This window comes from Mesorhizobium sp. M1E.F.Ca.ET.063.01.1.1, from assembly GCF_003998155.1.
GTDB lineage: Bacteria > Pseudomonadota > Alphaproteobacteria > Rhizobiales > Rhizobiaceae > Mesorhizobium.
In genome coordinates, this window is the sequence record NZ_RZSC01001415.1 from 1 (window position 1) to 696 (window position 696).

The 696-nt window shown below is 67.4% G+C and carries 1 protein-coding gene; it reads left to right on the forward strand.

Annotated elements, in window-relative coordinates:
- Positions 1-37: 37 nt before the first annotated feature.
- On the forward strand, positions 38-696 hold a 659-nt coding region (locus tag EOA29_RS38925), incomplete at its 3' end, for a heme biosynthesis HemY N-terminal domain-containing protein (RefSeq protein ID WP_281061152.1).

Sequence of the window (696 nt, forward strand, 5' to 3'; positions counted from 1 at the left end):
CTGATTGACGGCGCGACGAAGTCGTGAGGCCCGTCCGATGATCCGCATCCTCATCTTCCTCGCCGTCGTCTTCGCGCTAGGGCTCGGCTTTGCCTGGCTGGCCGACCGTCCGGGCGAGATGCTCGTCACCTTCAACGGCTACCAGTACCAGGTCTCGCTGATGGTGGCGGCGGTGGCGATCGTCGCCGTGGTCGCAGCGGTGATGATTTTGTGGTGGCTGGTCAAGTCGCTGTGGAACAGCCCCTATACGATCTCGCGCTATTTCCGGGTGCGCCGCCGCGACCGCGGCTACCAGGCGCTGTCGAGCGGCATGATCGCGGCCGGCGCCGGCGACGGCGCGCTGGCGCGCAAGAAGACCAAGGAAGCGGCGAAGCTGATCAGCTCCGACCAGGAGCCGCTGATCAACCTGCTCGACGCGCAGGCCTCGCTGCTCGAAGGCGACCATGAGGGCGCACGGGAAAAGTTCGAGCGCATGCTCGACGACCCGGAAATGCGGCTGCTCGGGTTGCGTGGGCTCTATCTCGAAGCCGAGCGGCTGGGCGACCGCAATGCGGCGCGCCACTATGCCGGTCGCGCGGCGGCGGTGGCGCCGCAGCTCGCCTGGGCGGCGGAATCGACACTCGAGGAGCTGACCGAGCGCGGCGACTGGGATGGCGCGCTGAAGCTCGTCGAATCGCAGAAGTCGACAAGGCAGAT